Genomic DNA, 16,932 nt, shown 5'->3' with positions numbered 1-16,932 from the left:
GGCCCTTTCGCTTGGCCGGCCGTTGTTCAAAAGCTCCCCAAGTACCTGTGAAGCGCATGTATACACGGGCCGGACCCACCAGTACGTCCCCTGGAGGTGTGCGGCACGGTCCGGCTGCTGCACGGCGACCCGGCGCGCCACGACCACGTGGGCTCCGACGGGCTCCCGGACGGCGCCGCCGACCTGCTCACCCTCAACTCCCCGGGTGCGCTGACCTTCCAAACGGGCTGCTGAAGGACCGGGTGAAGGTGTTCACCCAGGTGGGGCGCGTCGTACAACGTCTTCGTCGGCGTCGGTGACATCACCGGGGACGGCCGGAGCGACCTGGTCGAGCGGGACACGGCGGGCGATCTGTACCGCAATGCCGGTGACGGCAAGGGTTCGTTCGGTGCCCGGGTGAAGATCGGCAGCGGCTGGCAGGGCTACAAGGGCGTCTTCTAGCCACACTGAGTCCTCGGGTGACGCATGTCACGCCCTCGGCGAGGGAATTGCTGGGGGCATGACAGATGACGCGGAAGCGAGTGGGCTGTCGGACGAGGAACGGCTGGCCCAGCTCGGTTACACCCAGGTCCTCGCCCGCCGTATGTCGGCGTTCTCGAACTACGCCGTCTCCTTCACGATCATCTCGGTGCTGTCCGGCTGCCTCACCCTGTACCTCTTCGGGATGACCACCGGCGGCCCCGCGGTGATCACCTGGGGCTGGGTCGCGGTGGGCCTGATGACCCTGTTCGTCGGCCTGTCGATGGCCGAAATCTGCTCCGCCTACCCGACGTCGGCCGGCCTGTACTTCTGGGCCCACCGCCTGGCGCCCCCGCGCTCGGCGGCGGCCTGGGCGTGGTTCACGGGCTGGTTCAACGTGCTGGGCCAGGTGGCGGTGACCGCGGGCATCGACTTCGGCGCGGCCTCCTTCCTGGGCGCCTACCTGAACCTCCAGTTCGGCTTCGAGGTGACCCCGGGCCGCACGGTGCTGCTGTTCGCGGCGATCCTGGTCCTGCACGGCCTGCTGAACACCTTCGGCGTCCGGATCGTCGCCCTCCTGAACAGCGTGAGCGTGTGGTGGCACGTCCTCGGCGTCGCGGTCATCGTCGGCGCGCTCACCTTCGTACCCGACCACCACCAGTCGGCGTCCTTCGTCTTCACGCACTTCGTCAACGGGACGGGCTGGGGCAGCGGCACGTACGTCGTCCTGCTCGGTCTGCTGATGGCCCAGTACACCTTCACCGGCTACGACGCCTCCGCCCATATGACGGAGGAGACCCACGACGCGTCCACGGCGGGCCCCCAGGGCATCGTCCGCTCCATCTGGACGTCCTGGATAGCCGGCTTCGTCCTCCTCCTGGGCTTCACCTTCGCGATCCAGTCCTACGACAGGGAACTCGCGTCCCCCACGGGCGCCCCACCCGCCCAGATCCTCCTGGACGCCCTCGGCGCCACGACCGGCAAGCTCCTGCTCCTGGTGGTGATCGGCGCGCAGCTCTTCTGCGGCATGGCCTCCGTCACCGCCAACAGCCGCATGATCTACGCCTTTTCGCGTGACGGCGCGCTGCCCTTCTCCCGGGTCTGGCACACCGTCAGCCCGCGCACCCGCACCCCCGTGGCGGCGGTCTGGCTGGCCGCGCTGGCCGCCCTCGCCCTGGGCCTGCCCTACCTCATCAACTCGACGGCGTACGCGGCGGTGACCTCGATCGCGGTCATCGGCCTCTACATCGCGTACGTCATCCCGACCTTCCTGCGGGTCCGCAAGGGCGCCGCCTTCGAACGCGGGCCATGGCATCTGGGCCGCTGGTCGGGGCCGGTCGGTGTCGTCTCGGTCCTCTGGGTCGCCGCGATCACGATCCTCTTCATGCTTCCCCAGGTCTCCCCGGTCACCTGGAAGACCTTCAACTACGCCCCGGTCGCCGTCCTGGTCGTCCTGGGTTTCGCCGCGACCTGGTGGCTGGCCTCGGCTCGCCACTGGTTCCTCAACCGAACCCCCACCCCCAGCCCGGAGCCGGCCAAAAGGTGACCAACACCCCGCTCCGTCCCCGGTCCGACGCGGCCGGTCCCCGATACCCGATCGGAGACACGGCCTCGTCCGGCTATGCTCGGACAGGCAACATCGCCTGGGCCCTTAGCTCAATTGGCAGAGCAGTGGACTTTTAATCCATTGGTTGTGGGTTCGAGTCCCACAGGGCCTACCTGCAGAAACGGGCCTCTTCCCGGTCGGGAGGAGGCCCGTTTTTGGCTCTCTGGGAACGCTCTGGGAACGTGGCGTTCCCAGAGTGCGGCTACGCCGCCTCCAGCCCCTCGCCGCCCTTGCCCTTCGCGGTGCCATCGCTGGGCTTCTTGGAGGTGTTCTTCTTCGGCTTGTTGGCGCGCGGCACGATCGACACCGAGGCTTCCGCCGCCATGCGGTCCAGTTCCGGCAGGACGCTGGTGTAGGTGTCCATCGTCAGGTGGTACGAGGAGTGGCCCAGCATCTCTTGGACGACCTTCGTGCCCACGCCGGCGGCGAGCGCCAGGGTGGCCGCTCCGTGCCGCAGGTCATGCAGACGGATCGGCGGCAGGTCTGCCTTCTTCCACAGCCGCTCGAACCTGTCGGAGAAGTACTGGGGGTGGTAGCCCTCGCCGTTCTCGCGGGTGAACACTCGCCCGCTCTCCACCCAGGCCCTCTGGCCGGACCACTCGGCGCGCTCGGCGTCCTGCTTCTTTCGCCACTCCCGCAGGAGCCTGGTGGTCTCAGAGTCGAGGGTGATGTCGCGGACGCTGTCGGCCTTCGGCGTGTCCTGCATCGGCTCGTAGGCCACGGCGACGATCTGCTCGGTGATGTGGATGACGCTGTGGTCGAGGTCCACCTCGTCCCAGGACAGGGCGCACGCCTCACCGCGGCGCAGGCCCCGGAAGGTGATCAGGTGCCACAGGGGGTGCAGCCGGTCATCGGATGTGAAGTCGAGGAACTGGCCTGTGAGCGTGGGTGTCCACACCATGACCGCGGAGGGCTTGTGGCCGGTGCGCCGCCAGCGGCGGATCCGCTCGTCGGTCCACACCTGGGCCTTGGGGCGCTTGCCTGAGGGCAGGGACACCAGCTGCGCCCAGTTGGTGGTGATGAGTTGCCCCTTCACGGCGTCTTCCAGGGCGGAGGACAGCGTGTCCTTGATCCGGTGCTGGGTGGCGGCCGAGGTGATGCGCCGCTGGTTGCGGCGAGCCTCGGCGAGTTCTTCGCGCCGCTGGTTCCAGACCGCGCGCAGCTTCCCGCGAGCGGCGAGCCATTCGGTGCGGTTCTCGTCGTCGGCCTTGACTCGGTTGCGCCAGGCGTCGTGTGCCTTGTCGCATTCGGCCTGCAGCAGCTGCACCTGCACGGCGTGGCTGGCGCGCCGCTCGTTCTCCTGTTCGATGTGCTCGAACAGTTCGTCAATGTGGTGGACGCGCAGGTTCAGCAGCTGAATGTGGCCGAGGTGGGGGATGAGGTGGCAGTCGAGGTGGCTCCTGTACCCGTACACGGTGGTGCGCTTGAGGGCGCGCTTGGACTTGATCCAGCGTTCCAGGTACTCGGCGACGGTTTCCCCGGACAGGACGTTGACGCCTTTCTCGGCGGCGTCGAAGACCTCCTTGGCCTTCCTCGCCGCTTCCTCTTGGGTGCGGAACCCGCCCTTCTTCGCCCGCCGCCGCTTGCCGTCGGCCCCCGCCGGCAGCTCGAAGCTGTAGTACCAGGTGCCGTGGTCGCGCTTGCGCAGCTGGGGGCAGGACTTCTCCAGGTAGCCGATCTTCTGGTTTCCGTCGCTGTCCAGGACTGGCTTACCGTCCTTAACCAGCGGACCCCTGCAGGAGCACCGTTTGTACGTCTTGTCCTCAAACACCGGGCCACCCCCGCCGCGTGCTTACCTGTTTCGACGCTCATTGTTACCTATCTGGCCTAGGACACCCCCGTCTTTACCCGTGTATGGTGTGCGCAGGTTGGCGCGGGGGAGAACGCGACAGCTGATATGGCGACAACGAGCAACACCTTGGCCGCCGACCAGCGCGGGATGAGCCTGCAGGAGGTTCTGGCTCTGCCCGCGACGGTCAATGTCGTGACTGCGGCTCGTGCCTTGGGCATCGGTCACAACAAGGCGTATGACCTGATCAAGGCTGGGCAGTTTCCTGTGCGGACGCTGACGCTGGGCGGTACGGTCCGCGTGCCGACAGCCGCCTTGTGGGAGGCGCTTGGGGTCGGCTCTCTGCGGCGCGAATGACCGCGGGCCGCTGGGAACTAATTGGGAGCGTGCATGCCACGCCTGTACGGCTTCGACAACCAGGCGCTGACCCGTGTCCGCGCCGAGGAACGCCAGGTCGTTCGAGAGGCTGTGAGCCGGCTGCGTGCCGGCCAGTCGCAAGCCCAGGTTGCGGCCTGGATGACGGCCGAGGGCCACCGAGGCACGCTGGGCGGCGCCTGGACGACCATGACGCTCGGCCGCCTGCTCGACAATCCGGCGATCGCCGGCCTGGAGCGTGACTCCGAGACGGGTGAGCTGCAGGAGACCGGCCGGGAGGCCCTGATCACCCCGGACGAGTTCCGGTGGCTGCAGGAGAACCGCCCCAGCCGGCGCGGCAGTGTCCGAAGCGGTGAGCGCCGTGAAGACGACCACGAATACCTGCTGGCCGGCGGGCTCGCGGTGTGTGGCGCGTGCGGGCAGCAGATGACCGGCGGCCGCACCAGCGCGCGCACGCCGTCCTACCGCTGCCCCACGACCTTCGAGGGTCGTGGCGGGTGCGGGAAGGTCCGCATCACCGCGTCGTTGCTCGAGGATTACGTCGCTGAGCACGTCCTTGGTGAGTTGGCGCGGCCTGGAGCCCAGGAGGCGCTGGAGAAGGCCCGCGCGAGCCTGGACGCCGAGGCCAAAGAGGTGCGCGTGCGGATCGCCGAGTTGGAGAAGTCCCGGACGGAGTTGGCCGAGCCGTACGAGGGACGTCAGTTGTCGCGGGCCGCCTTCGACGCTGCCGACCGGCGCATCGGGGACAGTCTGAAGAAGGAGCGCGCCCGGCTGCGGTTCCTGGAGCAGGTCGTGGACGTGCCGATCGGTGGGGTCGAGGACCTGGCCCGTTGGTGGGAGCACGCGCCGCACCGCTCCAAGCGGAGCCTGGTAGTTCTCCTGGTGGACAAGGTCATCGTCCATCCCGCGCGGGCGCGCGGGGTGCGAGATGTGGACGACCGGGTCACGCTGCGCTGGCGCAACGAGGCCGCCTCCCAGGCCTCTTAGTCCGCCACCTCGTGGTCGGGTGACTTCGCCCACCAGTAGATCAGCTCATTCAGGCTCTGCACGCTGACCTTCTTGCGGAGCTGGCTGAGCTGTTCGTTGATCCACGCCGGGCTGATGCCGAGGTTCTTCGCGGCCTGCGCCTGCGTCCGGCCGACGCACAGCTCGCGCAAAATCGCCCGCTGCTGGGGCGTGGTCGACAGGCCGTCCTCCTCGCCGCGGTGCCCGCTGAACCACGGGTCGGCGCGCTCCCAGAACAGCTCGAAGCTGTGGGCGATCCGTGCCACGACTAGCGGGGCGAGGATCATCACGGCCTCGTCGGCGGGAGGCTCATCGTCGTCGGTGTGCACCGGGATGAAGGCCACGCGGCGGTCGAAGATGATGCTCCGGGGGAACCGGCCGTTGAGCGTGCGGATCTCCGCGCCGGCAGCGGTCATGGCCTTCGCCCAGTCGCCGACCGTGGCGACGCGGCGCACTGAGCTGTGGTACATCGTCCGCATGGACAGGCCCTGCTGGAGGGCGCCTAGGTCGCGGTCGTAGGAGAACGCCAGGTCTTCGGGGGTGCGGTGGCCCGGCTGCGCGGAGATGATTTCGCTGCGGGCACTGGCGTGCTCGCGGGCGATGTGGTCGTTGATCAGATCACGGCCCTTGAGGTGCAAGATCGCTTCGCTCGGCAGCCGGGAGGACTGGAACTGGTCGCGGAGGATGGCCAGGAACCCCGGCATCGTTCCTACGTACGCGGTCAACGCCTTCAGGTGGGCGTGTATCTGCTCGTACATCACCAGCGCGGAATATTTCGGCTCTATCGGGCTGTAGGTGTCACTGCCCGCGTGAGGGTTACTCACCACCAGACCCGTGGAGAGCAGTTCTGCCAGGCCCGGAGTTCCGGGCGCTACTGACTCCCCATCTAGTATGCGCTGGTACACAACGACCATGTCATCGGACAGATCCGGCAGGTCCGGAACTTGCGGCACTTTCCCCTCCCCTGAGTTGTAGGTCTGGTGAAACTACGGTGTAGATGTCCCTTGCATATGCCTCATGCTCCATAACAAGGTGTGGTTCGTCGGATGCATGGCGCGAACTTATCGGCTCATCCGTTCGAACGACGCCGCTACCCCGTGCTGCCCGCTCCGATCACGCTTTGAAACATCAGGGGAGCCATGCTCATCAAACGCGCGCTTTGCGCACTCACGATCACCGCCCTCGCAGGTCTGGCCGTCGTCGGCGTGGAGGTGCATCATGCGGCACCGCAACAGGTCACGGCAGAGGACACCACTTGGGTAGTCGCCGAGGACGGCAGTGTTGCCGACGGGGGTGCCCAGATCAAGCCACTCGACACCACCTGGTAGTTGCTCATGTGCGGACGGTGGGGACCGTCCGCACATGAGGGGGATTCGCGGGGTTGGTGGATGTGGCTGAGATCGAAGGCGGGGGGTCCCGCCGTACGGGAGGAATAGTGCAGTGGCGATCGATCCGGCCCGGATACGGAAACGTGCTAGAGAAGCCGAGCAGTCCGGCCGGCGCCCTCTGAGCGTCGGCGAGGCTGAAGAGGCTCTGCGCGCGCTGGCCGTGGTGATCGACGGGGAAACGCAGGAGCAGCCGACTGGTGATCCCGTGGCTCTGCAGGCAAGCTGAACCCACATCCGCACAGGGCGGGCACCTGCCGGTGCCCGCCCTTCGCATGCCCCTGACCTGGGAAAATCAGGCCGAAAAATCTGGCCCAAGATCAGCTTTGCCGCTAGAATAAGAGGAAGTGGGCGGGAACTAGGCCCGCCTCGACCGAGGCCTCTTGGAGCGAGCCATGACGATCAGGACCCTCCCGATCGACCAGATCCACCGCAACGAGCGCCAGCCGCGCGAGTTCTTCGAGCCGACCGCCCTGCAGGAACTCGCCGACTCCATCAAGCGGTTCGGCCTCATGCAGCCGATCGAGGTCCGCCGCGACGGCGACAAGTACGAGATCGTCGCCGGCGAGCGCCGCTGGCGCGCACACCAGCTCGCCGAGCTCACCGAGATCAAGGTCATCGTCACCGACGACGACCTGACCGAGATGGAGCGATTCAAGCGGTCAGTGGCCGAGAACATCAACCGCGCCGACATGACCCCGATGGAGGAGGCCAAGGCGTTCCGCCGGATCCTCGACGAGCAGGACGGCGCCGAAGCCAAGGACGTCGCCAAGGAGTTCGGCAAGTCCACGCAGTACGTGATGCTCCGCCTGGCGCTCCTTGACCTGACCGAAGAGGTCCAGCAGCACGTCAACTCCGGGGCGATCGGCACCCAGGCCGCCGTCCAGATCGCCGCGCTCACACCCGGCAACCAGGCCGCCGTCCTCAAGAAGTGGGCGGGCGGCGCCTTCGCCGGCGACAACGAGCTGGTTCACTTCGCCTACGCGCTCAAGCAGCAGCAGAACCAGGTCGTCGCCATGATCGTGGAGGACATGACCCCCGAGGAGCGCGAGGAGCGGCAGCGTGAGCGCACCCAGGCCCGCAGCAACATCGACCGCATCGAGCGGACGCTGGTCCTGCTGGAGGAGCTGGCCAAGGCCGACCCGATGAAGCTCGCCCTGGCCCTGGAGGGCGAAGTCACCAAGCGGCTGGAGCAGATGGACCGCGTCGCCGACGCCGTCGCCAAGGCGCGGTTCAACATGCGGCAGGCCAAGGCCCACGCCGACGCCCGCGAGATCGCCCGGCTGAACCCCGACGCCGAGCACGAGAGTCTTGCCGCCAAGGCGGCCGCAGCCAAGGCGAAGGCCGCGTCCGAGACGGCGCCCGCCGAGACGGCCGCCTCGAAGCCGAAGGCCCCGGCGAAGGCGGCCGCCCCCAAGCCGAAGGCCCCGGCCAAGGCCGCCACGCCCCGGCCGAAGGCGCCGGCCAAGCGCGCCGCCGCCTCGGCCTGACCCGAACCGGCCCGCCCCGCCCGGGGCGGGCCGGACCTGTTTCCGATCACCGAAGGGACCCACCGTGAGCGACACCCCCAGCCGCGACTGGAAGAGCATGACGCCCGACGAGTTCGGCCGCCCGACCAAGCCCAGCCAGGACGCGCTGTTCCTGACCGACGAGCCCGACCGCTGCGGCACCGACACCCTCGACGGCTTCGGCTTCGGCGCCCACCTGTTCGGAGACCAGTCCGGCACCGGCCGGCTCGCCAAGTACCCGCGCCGTGCGATCGAGCCCGACGGCACCGTGCACGCGGCCCGCTTCACCGGGCGCCGCACGTTCATCACGGCCTGCGCCGTCTACCCGGCCCCGGTCGCCGACCGTCTGGAGCGCAGCAGCGACCGGGAAGTCACCTGCAGAAACTGCCTCCAATAGATGTGCCACAACAGTGGAGCGTGTTATGTTCTGCTCGCTGAACGGGAACGGCTGCAGCCGCGGGACCGGCCCCTCAGCACTGCCGTGGCACGCGGCATCCCCTAACGGTGTCTGGCGGGTGGCAACCCCCCCGCGCCCTACCCGCCAGACGCCGGCACCGCCCATGCGGCGCCGCAAGGGGACGCCGCACCACGCCGCCGCGAATGGACCCGCCCAGGCCACCAGGCCGGGCGGGTCCCCGCGTCCTCAGGGAGAACCCAGATGACCGCCACCTATCGCAGCGACCACGCTGCAGATCCCGCCCTTTTCGAACGGCTGATGAGGGAACGGTACGGACCGCTGTCCGAGATCCTGGCCGAACGTACGCGCCCGTGCCCGCCCCCGCCCCCACCCCGGAGACGACCCGCCATGCCCTACGCGACCAAGCCTGACCCCGACGCGGCTAAGCACCTCGCCGCCCTGTCGGAGGCGGTAGGCGCGCCGATCCCCCGCCCCACCCCGGCCGCCACCGGCCAGCGCACCCCGCCCGCCCCGGGCATGGTCTGGTGCAACTCGTGCGACGGCTGGTGCACACCGCAGGGCATCTGCGGCTGCAACAACGTCTAGGCGAGGCGACGTTGCGCTACTTCCACGGTGGCGTCCCCGGGCTGAAGCCCGGGGGCCTCATCACCCCGCACCCTCCGCACGTCGTCGCCGGCTGCCAGGTCTGCGAGGCCCGCGCCCAGGGCTTGACCGCCACGACGGGCGACGGCCACGCCGTCGACCCGCCCACCGGCCGCCCCGACCGCGTCTACATCACCACCGACCGCGAGTACGCGCGGTTCTACGCCTCCCGCTACTGGTACGGCGACCTCTACACCGTCGAGCCGGTCGGCGAGTTGGAGCCCTCCACAGAGGACCCCTGGCCCACCTGGTGCGTACCCGCCGCCCGCGTCGTGTCCGTCTACACCCGGGCCGTGCAGCTCACTCCCCACCAGCGCCGCACCCTGCTGCGCCGCTGGACCGCAGCCGACAGGGCGCGTGGCCGGTGACCCCCGCCCACCCCGGCAAGGACCGGCCGACCGCCGACCAGGTACGCAACCTGATCGGCCGCGCCGAACGCCGCCTGCTCAGCCCCGAAGAGGCCGACAGGCTGCGCGCCGGCGTCGAGCACCTCCTCGCCAGCCAGGCGGGCCTGGCCGCGCAGGTCGGCCGGCTCACCAGCCTGCTCGCCGCCGGCGCCCGCCCCGTCCTCGACGTCGACTGCCCCACCTGCAGCGCGATCACCGGTTCCCCGTGCGTCAACCGCTACGGCCAGCCCACCAGCGCCCCGCACAGCTTGCGCCTGGCCTGCGCCGCGCTCCCCACCGATGACAGGAAGTCCCCATGACCGCCTCCCCGCTGGACGAGCCGCGGGCAGACGCCCCGCGTGAAGTCCTCGACGCGGCCGAGTCGATGGTGCGGCGTCTCGCCGACGAGCACGCCGAGGCCATGGCCGCCGCGCACCGCGAACGCAACCACCTCGCCGCGTGGCTGGCCGCGCTCCACCCCAGCGTCCTCGCGCCCGTACCCGACGCCGGCGACGGCTGGCACCGGCTGTTCCTGCGCGCCGGGGGCTGGCAGTTCACCTGGCCCATCCCGCCCGCCGACCTGCCGCTGTTCGACCCTGTGAAGCGGGTTCCCGCCGGCGATGTCCGCGCCCGCTGGGACGGGCACACCAACCCTCAGAAGTACCTGCGCATCCGCACCCACACAGCAGTGCTGGGCATGGACGGCGACACCAGCACCTGACGTGCGGCCAGCAGCAGCACCGCCGCCAGCACCAGCACCGCCGCCGCCGCCAGCAGCAACAGCGGCCGGTGGCGCTGCTGTTGCTCCTGCAGCACCCGAACAGCACCGCTACGGTAGGCAGCACAACCCAACAACGAGACGGCCCCCGACGGTGAGGACACACCAGCGGGGGCCTGAGCAGCAGGAGAGCGAGCCTCCCGTGCCTGACCCGTACCGTACCGTGCTGGCACCACCCAGCCGCACGAGGATGACCAGAGTGCTGGTCACCGCCGTCTTCCTCGCCGCGGTCGCCGCGTTCGAATCCGTGGGCTTCCGCCTGTCGTACGAGGCCCTGCACCGCGTCGCCGTCGACAACGCCGTCCCCGAGAACAGCGCGTGGATGTTCCCCGTCCTGGTCGACGGCGGGATCGTCCTGGGCTCCATCGGCGTGGTCCGCGCCCTGGCCGCCCACCGCCCCACCAGGCCGTACTGGGTGGTCACGGTCGGCTTCACCCTGGTCAGCTGGGCCTTCAACGTCTCCAACGCGCCCCGCACGGCCGGTGGGTGGGCGGTCGCCACCGTCGCGCCGCTCGCGCAGATGGTCGCCTTGGAGATGGGCATGCAGGAGCTGCGCGCACTGCTGCTGCAGCCCGACGCCGAACCGACGCCAGCGCCAGCACCGCTGCTGGCCGCTGCCCCAGCGCCAGCACCGCAGGTAGAGGCAGCACCAGCACCCGAAGCAGCACCAGCACCAGCGCCCCAGGCAGCACCAGCACCCCAGCCGACGCCAGCGCCAGCACCCGAGGCAGCAGAAGACAGCACCGATCAGCAGTCCGACGACGACGAGCAGCGGTCCGACGACGACGAGCAGCACAAGCCGGGGCCGGAACAACAGGAGAAGCCGGGCGGTGACGACGGGCCGCAGCGCCAGCAGCGCCAGCGGTCCCCGCTGCAGCCGGACACCAGCAGCGCCTGGCCGGTGCTGTACGAGGCGTGCAGCACCGAGGAGGAGCGCATCGCCCTCACCCGCGACGCGCTTCGGGACCGGCCCAAGCTGACAGCACCGCAGTGGGCGGTCGACATCGGCAAGGGCGAGACCCGGGCACGAGACCTGTTGCGCGCGGCCCGCAAGCCGGCCGCCGACGTCGAGCCGCAGGCGCAGCTGGAGCTGCTGAGCGCCTGATCCTCTACTCTGGCGGGCGTAGGGCGCGGGGGCACGCTCCTACATGAAGGGCTCCTGCTGTGAGTGCTGCGCCCGCCCGCATTCCCGAGTCGCTGCTGCCGCTGGCCGTCCCGATCGACGACCTGGCCGAGTACCACCGCAACCCGCGCAGCGGCGACGTCGACGCCATCGCCGAGTCGCTGCGCGTCAACGGCCAGTACAAGGCCATCGTCGTCAACCGCGGCACCCACACCGGCCGCCCCAACGAGATCCTGGCCGGCAACCACACCTGGGCCGCCGCCAAGCAGCTCGGCTGGGAGCAGATCGCCGCGACCTTCATCGACGTCGGCGACGAGGACGCGGCCCGCATTGTCGTGGTCGACAACCGCACCTCCGACCTCGCCGGCTATGACAGCGAGCTGCTGGCCGACCTCCTCGAGGAACTGCCCAACCTCGACGGCACCGGCTACGACCAGGACGCCCTGGACAAGCTGCTCGACCACCGGGCCCTGCCCGCGACGATCGACCTGCCCTCCGACGGCCAGGGCACCGGCGCGATGGCCAAGCTGGAGTACCTGCAGTGGGGCTACCTGCAGTGGTCCAACATGCGCGTGCAGATCACCGCCGCCGAGGTGGAAACCCTCAACCAGATCTACGAGCGGTACACCACCGAGAACCGCGGCGACCTCGGGTTCGGCTGGCACCTGCTGCAGGAGGCCCACACCGACACCGCCGAGGCCCCCGACGTCGAGGTGAAGCCCGGGCCCGGCACGGACCAGCCCGCCGGCGACGAGGGCGACGACGACGAGGCCGACGAGTACGAGGACGAGGACGAGGACGCATGAGGACCGTCGCACCCCAGACCACGTTCTACGAGGCGTACCCGCTCGCCGACCTGCAGCCCGCCGACTACAACCCGCGTCTGCTGAGCGAGGAAGCCTTCGCGCGGCTCCAGAAGTCCATCGGACGCCACGGCATCGTCAAGCCGGTCATCCTCAACGCGGACGGCACTCTGGTCGCAGGCCACCAGAGAACCAAGGCGATGAAGGCCCTCGGCATCACGCACACGCCGGCCGTCATGCTGGGCACGAAGGTCCGCCTCACCGACGAAATCCAGTTCAACCTCCTGCACAACCGAGTCGAGACCGAGGCGAGCATCGTGTACGCCCAGCCCGGCCCGATCGGGCAGTGGTGCTGGATCCCCTGGGAGACCATCAACGTCGCCAACTCCCGCAACAAGCCGTTCCAGCAAGCCATCTCCTACATGACCGGCGGGCACGGCGCGTGGGGGAGCGTCGTCATCGACGACCAGGGGCAGATCGCCCTCAACGCCGAGTACGCCGTGGTGGCAGCCGCGAACCACTTCGACGTCCTCGCCTGGACCTGCGCCAGCCTGGACGCCGCCGAGCTCGTCGCCGACCTCACCGGCGAGTACGGCGTCTACGACTGGTCCGGCCTGGAGGACCAGGCCCCGGTCTACAACCAGCACATCGTGCAGCCCAAGCGGCTGCGCAAGTACAGCTCGCTGAAGAAGGCCGGGCAGCTCGCCTACAAGAGCGAGACGTGGGAGAAGCTGGCCCTGCCCCGGCTGCGCAAGCGGCCCGACATGCGGGTGGTCGACTTCGGCGCCGGGCACGGCGACTACGCCAAGAACCTGCGCCCCGAGGGCTACCTGATCGACGACTACGAGCCGTACCGCACCACACCCGGCAAATACGCCGTCGACATTCAGGGCGTCGTCGGCATGATCCGCACCATCGAAAAGCGACTCGCCGAGCACGGCCTGTACGACATGGTGGTCCTCGACTCCGTCATCAACGCCACCACTTCGCTGGACTACCAGCACTGGGTGCTCACCACCGTGAATGCGCTGTGCGCGGCCGACGGCACGGTATGCATCGGCACCCGCAATCTGCTCGCCGAGCTGAACTTCGAGAAGAAGCAGCACTCCACCAGCCGGCACGACTCCACCCGCCTGTCCTTCCTGGACAAGGAGAACGTGGACATGCGGTTCATGCAGGGCAAGTGGATGCGGATCCGCTACCACACCCCCGAGACGCTGCAGGAACTGCTGGAGGCGTACTTCGGAGAGGTCAAGGTCGCCGGCCGGTCCAACGCCACGCTCCGGGCCGTCTGCCGGAACCCGCTCAGGCTTTCCGACCTCGATTACGAAAGGGCCCTGGACGAGGAATTCAATATGCCTTACCCCAACGAATTCCGCCACGGCCGCCATAAGCGGCTCGTGGAAAATTTGGTAAAATTGGTGAAAGAAAGGGAAAGTCCCTAGCATTCACCAAGAGGGGGGATTCAAGTAATGCCGCAACCGCCCGTTCGGGTCGGTCTCGAAAGCGCCGCGCCTTACCTGATCATGTGGCTGGCCGGGATTCGCAACGTGAACCTCGACCGCCACTGTCTGGAATGCTTCGGCGTCTCCGACCGTCACAAGGTCGACTCGCGGGCGCCCCGACAGAGCGTCACCCTGCCAGCGGAGAACCCTCCGCTGGCCTGGTACGTGTGCGCCCTTCCCCACCCGTGGGACTGGACGAAGAACGCACACCTGGCCTTCGAGTACGCCGAAGGCCACCAGTGGGAAGGCCCCGCCCTCGTGCTGGGCCTGAAGGTGACCCTCGAAAACGCCCGCCCGATCACCGGATGGGGCGAGCACTCGATACCCGTCTGGGCCCGCCACCGTGGCTCGTGGAGGTACCGAACCTGCCGCAACTGGCAGTTCGCCTGGTGGCTGCGGACCAACCGCAGCGCACCCGACGCACCGCCTGTGGCCTGGCAGCCGCCGGAAGACCCGAACGCACCCGAGCAGCTGACCTTCCCGTAGGCCAGACGGCCCGGCGCCCCACCCAGGGGCGCCGGGCCGCACTGCTGTGCCGCCCGGGCGCGTCGTACCGTCGAACCCGTGAGCGACACCAGCAGCATCCCCGAGCCGCAGCCGGCCCGCCCGTGGCGGCCCGAAGACGGGCCCCGGCCGAAGGTGCACACCTACCCGCGCACCGGCGGCCCAGCCCTCAAGGTGTGGTCGGCCGGGAAATGGCGATGGGCGACCGTCCTCGCACGACAGGACTGGCACGACGGCCGCGTCTTCTACCAGGTCGCCGTCGACCTCACCGGGTCGACCGCCATCACGATCCGCCTCTACCAGTGGCCCCAGCCCGGCCTGCGCGCCGCGCAGCAGCCCACCGCCGGTACCGGCAGCGGCGACACCATGCCCACCCCTCCGTCCCGCCGGCCCGAACCCCGCTGACCTCGCCAGGCCCTGCCCGGATCTTGCAGTGCCATCATGAGTGGCGGCGTGGGGGCGCGCAGCAGCGAGAGGACCCTGCCGGTGGGACGCCCCGACAAGGCCGCGCGCGCCGCCATCGCACAGCGGCGAGCGGACGCCATCGACCTACGCCTGGCCGGTGTGGACTGGCTCACCGTCGGCCGCAAGCTCGCCGCCGACCCAGCCGTCAACAGTGACCGCGTCGCCTACCCCCAGGGCTACGGCATCGACCGGTACAACAAGGGCCTCGAACCGCCCAGCGACGACCAGCTCATCAACGCCGCCTGCAAGGACGTCCGCCAAGCCCTCAAGGAGCGCACCACCGAGCAGGACGAGAAGGCCGACGAGCTGCGCGCCGTGGAGAATCTCCGCCTCGACCGGCTGTTCTTCGTCGCCTACCGGCAGGCCGTCAAGGACGGCGACCTCCCCGCCATCGACCGCGCGCTGCGGATCATGGAGCGCCGCGCCCGCATGAACGGCCTCGACAAGCCGTCCAAGACCGAGATCGTCACCCCGGCCGCCACCGACAGCGAGCTGACCGCCGTCGCCCTCGATGAGCTGGAAGCCCTCATCGGCATCTCGGAGGAGGCCGCGCATGGCTCGGACGAGTAGCGCCGACCGCGAAGCCGCGCTGCTCGCCGCCTACCGCGGCAAGGCGCCGGCCGAGCGCCGCGCCATCGCCGCGAAGGCATCCCCCGAGCTGCGCGGCCAGCTCGCCCGCATCGAACGCCTCATCGCCATGGACGCCTCACCCGGCGCACTCGCCGCCGTCCTCACCGAGCGCCGCGAGATGCAGGCCCGCCACCTCCACCTCATCGACCAGGCATGGATCGACATGGCCGAGGGCCGCGCCGACCGCGTGATGATCACCATGCCGCCCCGGCACGGCAAGTCCCGCCGCGCCTCCCGCTGGGCACCCCTGTGGTACCTGCGCCAGCACCCGGACCGCCGCATCATGATCGCCAGCTACAGCGGCGACCTCGCCGAAGAGCACTCCCGGTGGATCCGCGACGCCATCGAGACCTGGGGCGACGACCTCGGCATCCACCTCAACCCCTCGTCGCGGGCAGCGATGCGCTTCGACATCGCCGGGCACCAGGGCGGCCTCGTCGCAGCCGGCATTGGCGGGAGCCTCACCGGCAAGGGCGCCACCATCGCACTCGTCGACGACCCCGTGCAGGACATGGCCTCCGCCGACTCCCCGAGCATGCGCCGCAAGACCTGGGAATGGTGGCAGAGCGTCCTACAGACCCGCCTGGAGCCGGACGGCGCGATCTGCGTCATCCAGACCCGCTGGAACGAAGACGACCTCGCCGGCCGCATCCTCGCCGACGCGCAGGCCAACGAGTGGAAGATCATCGATCTGCCCGCGCTCGCCGACAGCGACACCGACCCGCTCGGGCGCACACTCGGCGAACCGCTGTGGCCCGAACGCTTCGACGCCGAGCACCACGCCACCACCCGCCGCCGCGTCGGCGAACGCGTCTGGGCCGCGCTCTACCAGCAAAAGCCCCGCCCGCCCGAGGGCGGCGTGTGGCAGCGGGCCTGGATCACCGACCACCGGCTCACCACCATCGAGTTCGGCGGCCTCGACATGGCCCGCGTCATCGTCGCCGTCGACCCCGCCGGCGGAGAGTCCGCGATCGGCGACGAGACCGGCATCATCGGCGCAGCACGCGGCTACGACGGCCACCTGTACGTCCTCGAGGATCGCTCCGGGAGCATGGGCGCGAACGACTGGGGCCGCACCGCCTGCATGCTCGCCCTCGCCCTGAAGGCCGACGCGATCGTGGTCGAGTCCAACTACGGCGGCGACATGGCCAGACAGGTCCTCTCCCAGGCGTGGGAGCAGCTGCGCCGCGAAGGTTCCACGAACGGAGCCCTCATGCCCCGCGTCCTCGAAGTCACCGCCAAGGTCGGCAAACGCCTGCGGGCCGAACCGATCGCCCAGCTGTACGAGCAGGGCCTGGTCCACCACGTCGGCGCGCACGTCGCCCTGGAGGACCAGATGGTCACCTGGGTCGTCGGCATGGACAGCCCCGACCGCATGGACGCCGCGGTGCACGGCTTGACCGAACTCGCCGACCCCGACCAGCTCGCCGCCGTCGCCGGGCACATCCACGACGACCGCCTCGGAGGGCGCCGATAACCCCCGGAAACGGCCCCATAAAGGCCAACGGCACAGCGGGGTCCCGAATCCGGGCCCGGCTGCTAGCCTTCCGG

At 69.5% G+C, this 16,932-nt stretch carries 21 protein-coding genes and 1 tRNA gene; 20 read left to right on the top strand and 2 right to left on the bottom strand.

Annotated elements, in window-relative coordinates; all coding sequences use genetic code 11:
- The first annotated feature begins 96 nt into the window (after positions 1-96).
- From AC07C1_RS09220 to AC07C1_RS09210, 3 genes are all read left to right on the top strand, one after another.
- Positions 97-234 (top strand): hypothetical protein, encoded by a 138-nt coding sequence (locus AC07C1_RS09220; RefSeq protein WP_478937986.1) that lies wholly within the window; start codon positions 97-99, stop codon positions 232-234.
- Between the two features lie 265 nt (positions 235-499).
- Complete coding sequence (locus AC07C1_RS09215; protein ID WP_478937985.1) at positions 500-2,005, top strand: amino acid permease; 1,506 nt, start codon at positions 500-502, stop codon at positions 2,003-2,005.
- 99 nt (positions 2,006-2,104) lie between these two features.
- A tRNA-Lys gene (locus AC07C1_RS09210) sits at positions 2,105-2,177 on the top strand.
- A 90-nt stretch (positions 2,178-2,267) separates the two neighbouring features.
- Here the strand turns inward: AC07C1_RS09210 and AC07C1_RS09205 are convergent.
- Positions 2,268-3,836, bottom strand: coding sequence for a tyrosine-type recombinase/integrase (locus AC07C1_RS09205; RefSeq protein ID WP_478937984.1), 1,569 nt, complete (start codon positions 3,834-3,836; stop codon positions 2,268-2,270).
- Between the two features lie 147 nt (positions 3,837-3,983).
- Here AC07C1_RS09205 and AC07C1_RS09200 point away from each other — a divergent pair, with 147 nt between their 5' ends.
- Together AC07C1_RS09200 and AC07C1_RS09195 are read left to right on the top strand one after the other, a co-directional pair.
- Positions 3,984-4,211, top strand: coding sequence for a DNA-binding protein (locus tag AC07C1_RS09200; RefSeq protein WP_478937983.1), 228 nt, complete (start codon positions 3,984-3,986; stop codon positions 4,209-4,211).
- A gap of 33 nt (positions 4,212-4,244) precedes the next feature.
- Positions 4,245-5,216, top strand: a complete 972-nt coding sequence (locus AC07C1_RS09195; RefSeq protein ID WP_478937981.1) for a recombinase zinc beta ribbon domain-containing protein — start codon at positions 4,245-4,247, stop codon at positions 5,214-5,216.
- Here the strand turns inward: AC07C1_RS09195 and AC07C1_RS09190 are convergent.
- Complete coding sequence (locus tag AC07C1_RS09190; RefSeq protein WP_478937980.1) at positions 5,213-6,058, bottom strand: hypothetical protein; 846 nt, start codon at positions 6,056-6,058, stop codon at positions 5,213-5,215. The two genes, AC07C1_RS09195 and AC07C1_RS09190, sit on opposite strands and share 4 nt — an antisense overlap.
- 315 nt (positions 6,059-6,373) lie before the next feature.
- Here AC07C1_RS09190 and AC07C1_RS09185 point away from each other — a divergent pair, with 315 nt between their 5' ends.
- From AC07C1_RS09185 to AC07C1_RS09115, 15 genes are all read left to right on the top strand, one after another.
- Positions 6,374-6,562 carry a hypothetical protein gene (locus AC07C1_RS09185; protein ID WP_478937978.1) on the top strand — a complete coding sequence of 63 codons (189 nt, stop codon included), beginning with the start codon at positions 6,374-6,376 and terminating at the stop codon, positions 6,560-6,562.
- A 112-nt stretch (positions 6,563-6,674) separates the two neighbouring features.
- The gene (locus AC07C1_RS09180; RefSeq protein ID WP_478937976.1) at positions 6,675-6,848 is read left to right on the top strand and encodes a hypothetical protein; all 174 of its coding nucleotides are present in this window, start codon (positions 6,675-6,677) and stop codon (positions 6,846-6,848) included.
- A gap of 166 nt (positions 6,849-7,014) precedes the next feature.
- Positions 7,015-8,109 carry a ParB/RepB/Spo0J family partition protein gene (locus tag AC07C1_RS09175; RefSeq protein ID WP_478937974.1) on the top strand — a complete coding sequence of 365 codons (1,095 nt, stop codon included), beginning with the start codon at positions 7,015-7,017 and terminating at the stop codon, positions 8,107-8,109.
- 64 nt (positions 8,110-8,173) lie between these two features.
- Positions 8,174-8,524, top strand: a complete 351-nt coding sequence (locus AC07C1_RS09170; RefSeq protein WP_478937973.1) for a hypothetical protein — start codon at positions 8,174-8,176, stop codon at positions 8,522-8,524.
- Between the two features lie 261 nt (positions 8,525-8,785).
- Positions 8,786-9,130, top strand: a complete 345-nt coding sequence (locus AC07C1_RS09165; RefSeq protein ID WP_478937971.1) for a hypothetical protein — start codon at positions 8,786-8,788, stop codon at positions 9,128-9,130.
- A complete protein-coding gene (locus AC07C1_RS09160; RefSeq protein ID WP_478937970.1) occupies positions 9,079-9,555 on the top strand; it encodes a hypothetical protein in 477 nt (158 codons plus the stop codon). The genes AC07C1_RS09165 and AC07C1_RS09160 overlap by 52 nt, the downstream gene beginning before the upstream one ends.
- The gene (locus AC07C1_RS09155) at positions 9,552-9,893 is read left to right on the top strand and encodes a zinc finger domain-containing protein (RefSeq protein WP_478937968.1); all 342 of its coding nucleotides are present in this window, start codon (positions 9,552-9,554) and stop codon (positions 9,891-9,893) included. Before AC07C1_RS09160 ends, AC07C1_RS09155 begins: the two co-directional genes overlap by 4 nt.
- Positions 9,890-10,294, top strand: a complete 405-nt coding sequence (locus tag AC07C1_RS09150; RefSeq protein ID WP_478937967.1) for a hypothetical protein — start codon at positions 9,890-9,892, stop codon at positions 10,292-10,294. Before AC07C1_RS09155 ends, AC07C1_RS09150 begins: the two co-directional genes overlap by 4 nt.
- Before the next feature lie 247 nt (positions 10,295-10,541).
- A complete protein-coding gene (locus AC07C1_RS09145; protein ID WP_478937966.1) occupies positions 10,542-11,456 on the top strand; it encodes a DUF2637 domain-containing protein in 915 nt (304 codons plus the stop codon).
- A 59-nt stretch (positions 11,457-11,515) separates the two neighbouring features.
- Entirely contained in the window at positions 11,516-12,280 is a 765-nt protein-coding gene (locus tag AC07C1_RS09140) for a ParB/RepB/Spo0J family partition protein (RefSeq protein ID WP_478937965.1), read from the top strand.
- The gene (locus tag AC07C1_RS09135) at positions 12,277-13,722 is read left to right on the top strand and encodes a ParB N-terminal domain-containing protein (RefSeq protein ID WP_478937964.1); all 1,446 of its coding nucleotides are present in this window, start codon (positions 12,277-12,279) and stop codon (positions 13,720-13,722) included. Before AC07C1_RS09140 ends, AC07C1_RS09135 begins: the two co-directional genes overlap by 4 nt.
- A gap of 105 nt (positions 13,723-13,827) precedes the next feature.
- The gene (locus AC07C1_RS09130) at positions 13,828-14,268 is read left to right on the top strand and encodes a hypothetical protein (protein ID WP_478937963.1); all 441 of its coding nucleotides are present in this window, start codon (positions 13,828-13,830) and stop codon (positions 14,266-14,268) included.
- A 78-nt stretch (positions 14,269-14,346) separates the two neighbouring features.
- A complete protein-coding gene (locus AC07C1_RS09125) occupies positions 14,347-14,691 on the top strand; it encodes a hypothetical protein (protein WP_478937962.1) in 345 nt (114 codons plus the stop codon).
- A gap of 36 nt (positions 14,692-14,727) precedes the next feature.
- Complete coding sequence (locus AC07C1_RS09120; RefSeq protein WP_478937961.1) at positions 14,728-15,321, top strand: hypothetical protein; 594 nt, start codon at positions 14,728-14,730, stop codon at positions 15,319-15,321.
- Positions 15,305-16,858 carry a terminase large subunit domain-containing protein gene (locus tag AC07C1_RS09115; RefSeq protein WP_478937960.1) on the top strand — a complete coding sequence of 518 codons (1,554 nt, stop codon included), beginning with the start codon at positions 15,305-15,307 and terminating at the stop codon, positions 16,856-16,858. The genes AC07C1_RS09120 and AC07C1_RS09115 overlap by 17 nt, the downstream gene beginning before the upstream one ends.
- Positions 16,859-16,932 lie beyond the last annotated feature (74 nt).

The organism is Streptomyces sp. NPDC045022 (assembly GCF_056432605.1).
This window is presented reverse-complemented; position numbering and strand designations above follow the sequence as displayed.